The sequence below is a fragment of the Modestobacter sp. DSM 44400 genome, from assembly GCF_900107175.1.
Lineage (GTDB): Bacteria > Actinomycetota > Actinomycetes > Mycobacteriales > Geodermatophilaceae > Modestobacter.
Window position 1 is genome coordinate 1 of the sequence record NZ_FNOZ01000091.1, and the last position, 7575, is coordinate 7575.

General features: G+C 67.0%; 5 protein-coding genes and 3 pseudogenes. 3 read left to right on the forward strand and 5 right to left on the reverse strand.

All coding sequences use genetic code 11. The features are described 5' to 3' along the window. The 4 genes and pseudogenes from BLW04_RS24080 to BLW04_RS24090 all read right to left on the reverse strand — a co-directional run. Window positions 1–214, reverse strand: a pseudogene (locus tag BLW04_RS24080) (IS256 family transposase); the annotation flags it as partial. Between the two features lie 597 nt (window positions 215–811). Next, window positions 812–1063: a helix-turn-helix domain-containing protein gene (locus BLW04_RS27155; protein WP_091548041.1), complete on the reverse strand. Its 252-nt coding sequence runs from the start codon at window positions 1061–1063 to the stop codon at window positions 812–814. A 49-nt stretch (window positions 1064–1112) separates the two neighbouring features. Further along, a pseudogene (locus BLW04_RS29905) lies at window positions 1113–1292 on the reverse strand (ISL3 family transposase); the annotation flags it as partial. 303 nt (window positions 1293–1595) lie between these two features. Beyond that, the gene (locus BLW04_RS24090; protein ID WP_091548043.1) at window positions 1596–2708 is read right to left on the reverse strand and encodes a mandelate racemase/muconate lactonizing enzyme family protein; all 1113 of its coding nucleotides are present in this window, start codon (window positions 2706–2708) and stop codon (window positions 1596–1598) included. Between the two features lie 491 nt (window positions 2709–3199). Here BLW04_RS24090 and BLW04_RS27840 point away from each other — a divergent pair, with 491 nt between their 5' ends. After that, the gene (locus tag BLW04_RS27840; RefSeq protein WP_217631248.1) at window positions 3200–4147 is read left to right on the forward strand and encodes an IS701 family transposase; all 948 of its coding nucleotides are present in this window, start codon (window positions 3200–3202) and stop codon (window positions 4145–4147) included. A gap of 1 nt (window position 4148) precedes the next feature. Here the strand turns inward: BLW04_RS27840 and BLW04_RS24105 are convergent. After that, a pseudogene (locus BLW04_RS24105) lies at window positions 4149–4433 on the reverse strand (DUF4407 domain-containing protein); the annotation flags it as partial. Between the two features lie 270 nt (window positions 4434–4703). Here BLW04_RS24105 and BLW04_RS24110 point away from each other — a divergent pair. Together BLW04_RS24110 and BLW04_RS24115 are read left to right on the forward strand one after the other, a co-directional pair. Then, window positions 4704–5150: a hypothetical protein gene (locus tag BLW04_RS24110; protein ID WP_175484269.1), complete on the forward strand. Its 447-nt coding sequence runs from the start codon at window positions 4704–4706 to the stop codon at window positions 5148–5150. A gap of 241 nt (window positions 5151–5391) precedes the next feature. After that, on the forward strand, window positions 5392–7524 hold the full coding sequence (locus tag BLW04_RS24115; RefSeq protein ID WP_217631249.1) for a TOTE conflict system archaeo-eukaryotic primase domain-containing protein: 2133 nt from the start codon (window positions 5392–5394) through the stop codon (window positions 7522–7524). Window positions 7525–7575: the final 51 nt, after the last annotated feature.

Consider the following 7575-nt stretch of genomic DNA (forward strand, 5'->3'; position numbering starts at 1 on the left):
CGGAGTCATGCTTGCCCTTCGGGCCGGCCACCGCGGTCACGTCGGACTCCATCAGCGCCGCCATGACCTGCAGGCCGGTGCCCACGGCCAACGCCAGCAGGCCTTCGCGCATCGACCCGGCGATGTCGGCCATCGCCACACTCACCCGCTCGGGCACGACGAGCCCGTCGCCGACGGGCGTGTCGATCTTGTCGTTCTGGTACTTCTTGGTCACGGCGGTCCCCTGTCTGAAGCGGTGTCTTGGCGGACGCCCAACACCTACCTCACGGCCGGTGCAGGCAGGGGACCGCCACCTCAACTTCCACGAGACCCGGGACAACCTCGTCGGCTGCCTGTCGCCCCATACCGTGGTGGACATGTCGGTAGACGGTCAGGGTGATGGTCGCGTTGGCTTGACCCAGCCGCTCGCAGACCGATGTGCCCAAATCGGCAGCCAGCCGCCGCGTGGTCAGCGCGCGGGGCCCTCGACGGCCAGCAGCGGTCGGCGGCCGCGACCAGTGCGGAGGTGTGCGGTGGCCCGCCTGACACCCCCGCACCTCGCCGGTCCCCCATCTCCCGGCAGCCGGCGAGTACCCCGACAGGCGTGCACGTCGTCCGCTTCCTAGACGCGCCTGCCCCTGGACATGGTCCGGTCGCTAGGGCCGACGGCGACTACATCACCGCAGCCGCGGCCACTTTCCAATTTCAGGGGACGGCGAGTCCGCGGCCCGAACCCGCGGGTGCAGGCGCGCGGGTAGCTGGACGTGCCCGAGCAGTGCGTCAGCGGGCGTTCGCTGCGGGAGCTGACGGCAGCTCAGGGCGGACTGTTAGGTCAACTGAAGAAGTACTGGAGGATCCCCCGACAGGTCAATATGACGATTAGGGTCGTTTGGACCAGCCACCAGGACACCCGATGAGCCCGGGCGACCTCGCTGGCCGCCCGGCCGCTGCCCACGACCGCGGCCACCAGCGCCTGGCACAGCCGGGCCGTGGAGCGGGCGTAGGCCGGCACCTGGTGGGTGACATCGCTGAACGTCCCCGGCGGCGGCGGGGCCGCTCGCAGAACCAGCGGCGCTTGACCCACACCAGTTCCACCGGCCCGCCACCGGCAAGTCCCGTAGTCGCTGGCGGCGGCGGGAGTGCACCCGCTCGGCGAGCACCCCGCACGCCGGGCAGCCCGGCGCGGCGGTGGACTCGATATCGACCACGCGAACGACGCCGCTGGCGTCCTCCTCGACGGCGGTGACCCGGTAGTCGGGCAGGTTGAAGATCGCGCTCGCAGCATCACGCTGCGAACCCTTGAGCTTGAACACGGCTCGTGGACCTCATCTGGCTGGGGCTGTCTCGACAACACCCATCCCAGCCCGACCACGGGCCCTCAACGTCTCCGGATCACCTCGATGAGCACCGGCTCACGCCCCGCCGTTCACCAGGAACCCCGAAGAGCCGTTGTAGTGGCCACATGTATCGCCTCGCCCGTGCGCTTTCCCATACGTGGATGCGACAACATCGCCGCGCCGAAGTCACGCATTTCAGTGCCTACACCAGAAGGCCCGCAAGATCATCAAATCGCTGGTCAGCGCCGGATCAGCCCGAGAGGCGGACGAAACTTCCGTCTAGAGCTGCTCCCATATCTCGTCTGAGTCGATCCCAAGGCCTACATTTTCTGTAACATCGATCGCTCCATCGCGTACGACGATCGACTCTGGCGCTATCAGCCCATCTGCCCGATATTGCTGGTGACCCACGTAGATGTCGGAAGCAAATGCGACACCCATGGTAGAAGCCGCAGAATGGATACTGGCAGAGATTCCAGGGGCCAGTTCCAAGTTGCTGCCTACGAAGAATGGCAGACCGTAAGCGCGGCAGACGGTTGCGACCTCCCGACCTCCTAATATGCCGCCAGCCTTGACGAGTTTAAGATTCACTGCGTCCACAGCCTGGGCCTCAGCAACGGTAACGACGTCAGCTGCGCTAAAGATGGACTCATCCGCTAGAACCGGAATGCTGACCATTTCACGCACCCGCCTCGCCCCTGATAGATCTTCAGCCCGGCAAGGCTGCTCCACTGAGTCTATCCTGGCCTCAGTAACTGCCTGGAGGACGCGGATGGCTTGCGGCGCAGTATAGGCTTGATTAGCGTCCAGTCGAATACGGATCTCAGGGCCCACTTCACGACGGAGGCGCAATACCTTTTCAATGTCCTCCTCGTCGTTACGCCCGATCTTGACCTTGAGCGTCCTATAGCCTTCTTCAACGTGCACAACGCCCTCCTCTAGCGTTGCCTCTACCGGCTTGATCCCGATTACCCAACTGCAATCAATTCTGTCCCTCACCCGCCCGCCAAGCAGTTGATACGTCGGAATGTTCAGCGCCCTTCCAGCAGCATCGTGGCACGCGAAGTCCAGAGCCGCCTTTGCAGCATGGTTGTATCTCAATGTAGAGTTCATCGCCCCGACGATTGAGTTGAGATCGAGAACATTTTTGCCGATAAGTTTCGGCGCCAACTCGCCTATCGCATCCACAATCAACTGCGGGGAGTCGCCCATAAATGGACCCAGGGACGACACCTCGCCTAAGCCGGTGACTCCCCCTTCCGTGCGAACCTGTACAAAAACGTGGCCCAACGCGGTTATAGGATCTATGAAAATCTCGAAGGTCTCGGCGAGTTTCCGGCTTGCAACCTTGGTCTGAATATCAACGATTCTTAGGGAACCTTGCGGACTCATATGACTGACACCCTTTCGTGCGAGTTCCACTGGCCTCGGCAATTTTCAATGAGCTCATTGAACACTTCCCGGTTGCAAAGCTAGCTTGTTACTACATCTCGTGACCCATGTCATCCCAAAAGCGGCATCAGGCGCAAGCATCGCAACCGAGCGACGCACGTCAAGTACTTTAAACGGGCGTTGAAACCAACACTGCCTCGCTTCGAAATGTGCGATGTCGGGGCCGCACGCGTTCTCTTCTTCCTTGTAGGGATGAGCCATAAAAACTGTAGGTTAGACGCCTTGAGGTTACGCTGTCAACAGGAGGCGGGGCGGCCATAGGCATTTAATGGCTCTCCGACATGAACCGTGGACCGGTCGGCTGACACCGAGTCCGCTGTAGAAGCCTGAAGCCCCTAGTACTACAGCTTGCAGCCCCGGCGTGGCAACGCGGTGATCACGTGGCGGAGTGCTGCTGTTGATCGATGCGGTGCTGCCCGGACAATGATGCCGTGTCCTGCACAGACCTTCAGGAGTGGTCGGCCGAGTTCGAGGACCTGACCGGCCGGATCTCGGGGCTGTTCGTCCATCCGAAGTCGCGTGCGCATGTCCGCCAATATCTCGAGGGGCTGTTGGCGCCGATCGAGCGAAAGAACGGTTGGACGATCGCCGAATTTGTTGGCGAGAAGGAACCGAAGGCGATGCAACGGTTCCTCAACCTTGCCTCCTGGGATGCCGACGCGCTGCGCGACATCGGCCGCGACTATGCGATGGAGAACCTCGGCGACCCCAGAGGTGTCGTAATCGCGGACCCGACCGGGTTCGCCAAGAAAGGAAAGAAGTCGGCCGGCGTGCAGCGGCAGTACTCGGGCACACTCGGGCGCATTGACAACTGCCAGATCGGCACCTTTCTGGCTTACGTCAACTCCGCCGGAGGCCGGGCGCTCATCGACCGTGAGCTCTACATTCCCAAGGAATCGTGGTTCAACGACCCTTACCGGTGCGCCGAGGCCGGCATCCCGGTCGACGTGGAGTTCGCCACGAGGCCGGCGCAGGTCGCGGCCATCATCGACCGGGCCGTCGCGGCAGTGGCGGTGGGCGGCGGCGATGTTGTCTCGTCCGTCGAGCCGGAGCAGGTTGATCACGAGGTTGCGGAGCGCGGCGAGGTTTTGCGGTGCGTGGTCGGTTCAGACCTGGGAGGCGTCCTCACGTCGGGTCACATCGCGGATCCAGTGCAGGCCGTTCTCGATCGACCACTGCCCGCGGACGTAGGCCGCCAGTTGTGCCGGTGCTGCTTGTCGGTGATCGAGGGAGGTGACGAGGTAGACGGTCTCCTGGGAGCGCTTCTTCCCCGAGCGCTTGCGGCTGCGGGTGACCTTGGCGATCTGGGTGGCGTGCGGGAACCACGGCCCCCAGCACCAGCGCAAGAGCGACCCGCGGTACGGCGAGCAGGAGGTTAGGCCGGATCGACGAGTCGTACGCCATCCCAACCAGCAGCATCCGGTCAAGGTTGACCATGACGACGCCCCAGCCCAGACCGAAGATCACCGCCACGGGCCATGGTGCGCCCAACGCCATGTGCACGGCGAACGACGCCGACAGAACGGCGAGCCCGCCGGTGTTGAGCAGGACACCGCCCAGCGCGACGTACCGGGCGCGCGCAGTCGGCACCGCCTCGAGGAGGTCAGGGCGGGCGCCAGCGAGTAGGGCCAGTCCGTCACCGATCCGCCGAAGTCGAGCTGTCATCACAGCGCTCCCCCCGGGCGACGGGGACGGGGATAGCACCGTCGCCTCCCCCACCTATCGGCCGATCCCGTCGATAAAGGGATCCCGACACCAGGAGCTGCCTGGCGCAGTCGAGGGTCTCCTCCGAACCGTCTAGTAGTAGAAGGATCCGTCCTTCTCACCCCTCGCGGCGCGCAGCAAGTCCAGCGTCGCGGGCAAGGACTTCAAGGCCTGGGCATCACCCTGGCCAGAGTCACCACCGCCGGCGCCGCCGGTGTGCTGCCCACCGCCGTGCAGGACCAGGCAGCCGCGATCATCGAGTCCGTCAGCCCCTTCAACGTCCCCGGCTCGGGCGACCAGACCACCGACGCACCCGCGACGGACGCCGACACCTGCCAGACGGACGTCGCGCCGACCGAACCCACGCCGACCGAACCCACGCCGACCAAGGCCACCGAGCAGACCGCCGACACGGACAGCCAGGACGCCTACGGCACCACGGTCAGCCAGGACGCCCGCGACGGCGGCGTCGACGGCCAGCAGATCAGCGAGGACGCCCGGGATGCCCACCAGCCCCAGCAGACCGTGCAGGGCGGTCAGGCCACCCAGCCCGAGCAGGCCGAGCAGGCCGAGCAGGCCCGCCGTAGCGCCCCGGCTCCCGCCCCGGCGCCGGTCGACGTCCAGGCCCCCGCAGACCAGGCCCCCGACGCCGGGACCGACGGGGGCGTCAACCGCTGAACCACCCCTGCGGACCGCATTCTGCCCCCCGCACTCTGGGCAGAGCGCGGTCCGCAGCCGTTCAGCGGTAGAAGTTCTCCTCCGAACCGTCCTGGATTTGCCGGGGACCTCCTCGCTGTAAGGTCCCTCGGGTACCGGAAGGCCGTGCCAGGAACAGCCCGGGCCGCTGTCCGTTGACGCTCGAGTCGGCCGAGTCTGGGCAGAGATCGCGTGAGGTCGTTTTCGCGCCATGATGAAGGGCGTGCCCAGAACTTCGGACCCGGAGCAGGGCACGCTGCCGTTCGTCGATCTGGACGACGAGCTCTCGGGGCTGCGCGACGAGGTGGCCCGAGTGCGGGCGGAGAACGCCCGTCTGCTGCGCCTGCTGGAGCTGACTTCCAGAGAGGCACGGCCACCGGGCCCGGTGCAGACCGGCGTGTTCGACGCAGCCCCCGGCCCGGTGCACGCCGGCTCGCCGGCGGTGGCCAAGGTCGCCTTCTTCGCGGCGTTGTTCGCGGCCCGCCCGGATGTGTACGCCCTCCGGTGGGAGAACGCCCGGTCGGGTCGGTCGGGCTGGACGCCGGCGGTGCGAGGTGGCTGGCGTAAGGGCATTCCGGCGGTGGAGCGTGAGTACCTTCCGCTGACCGGGGAGGTGATCACTGCTCATCTCTCCGGAGAGCTGGAGCTGGGCCTGTACCCGCTGCTGGACGGCGACCGCTGCTGTTGGTTGGCCGCGGACTTCGACGGCGCCACCGCCATGCTGGATGCGCTGGCCTATCTGAAGGCGGCCCGCGCCGCCGGCGCATCCGCCGCGCTGGAGGTGTCCCGCTCGGGCCTGGGCGCGCACGTGTGGCTGTTCTTCACCGCCAAGGTCCCGGCGGCGACCGCCCGGCAGGTGGGCAGCGGCCTGCTGCGGGAGGCGATCGCTGTGCGGGGGCGGATGGACCTGGCCAGCTACGACCGGCTCTTCCCCTCCCAAGACGTTCTTCAGGTCGGTGGGCTCGGCAACCTGATCGCCGCGCCGCTGCAGGGCCGCGCCCGCCGTCGCGGGGCCACGGTGTTCCTGGACCTGGCCACCCTGGAGCCCCACGAGGATCAGTGGGCCTACCTGTCCAGCCTCGGTCGGCTCACCCCCAAAGAGGTCACCCGGCTGGCGCAGCGGCTGGGCCAGGTTCCCGTCGGTGCTCAGGTCGACCGGCTCCGGGCCCCGACCTCGACCAGGATCGCCGTCCAGCCGCCGGCCGCCGTCCACGCCGTGCTCGGCGCCGCGATCACCGTCGACGGTGCAGACCTGTCGCCACCACTGCTGGCGACGCTCAAGCACGCCGCCTCGATGCCCAACCCGGCCTTCTACGAGCGCCAGCGCCGACGGGCCTCCACCTGGGACACCCCGCGCTTCCTGCGCAGCTACGACGAGACGCTCACCGGCGACCTGATCCTGCCCCGCGGGCTACTCGACCGGCTCACCGCCCTGGTCGAACAGGCCGGCAGCCGCCTGGAGCTCACCGACCGACGCGACCCGGGACGATTGCACACCTTCGGCTTCGCCGCTCAGCTCGACCCCGAGCAGCAGGCCGCACGCGACGCCCTGGCCAGGCACGAGCTCGGCGTCCTCGTCGCTCCACCCGGTACGGGCAAGACGGTCATCGCCTGCGCGCTGATCGCGCAGCACGCCGTCTCGACCCTGGTACTGGTCGACCGTAAAGCACTGGCCGACCAGTGGCGAACACGGATTCGCGGCCTGCTGGGCATCACAGCCGGCCAGCGCGGCGGCGGGCGCAGCAAGACCACCGGCATCGTCGACGTCGCCACCCTCCAGACCCTTGCCCGCGCCGAGGACGTCGCCCAGCTGACCGCCGGCTACGGGCTGGTCGTCGTCGACGAGTGCCACCACGTTCCGGCAGCCGCCTTCGAACACGCCGTCCAGCAGATTCCGGCCCGTCGCTGGCTCGGTCTGACCGCCACCCCGTACCGCCGTGACCAGCTCGACGACGTCATCGGCCTGCAACTCGGGCCAATCCGGCACACCCTCACCCCGGCACCGACCGGCACCCTCGGCGCCCGGTCCCTCGACTCGCCGGCACCCGAGCCGGTGTTGCAGGTGCACCCGACCGGTTTCCGGTACACCGGCGAGGCCGACCCGGCCGCGCCCGGCGGTATCGCCGCGATCTACCGCGACCTCGTCGCCGACGACGTCCGCACGGCGCAGGTCGTCACCGATGTGGTCGCCGCACTGGCCCGCGGCCGGCACTGCCTGGTGCTCACCCAGTGGACCGACCACCTCGACCGCCTCGCCGCCGCGCTGCGCGAGCACGGGCACGACCCGGTCATCCTCCGCGGCGGCATGGGCACTAACCTCGAGATTTCATACCAGCCGGCCTCGACGGGAAGTTGATCAAACGGAAAGTGCCCCTGACCTGCGAGAATGGGACTTGTCGAGAGTCCA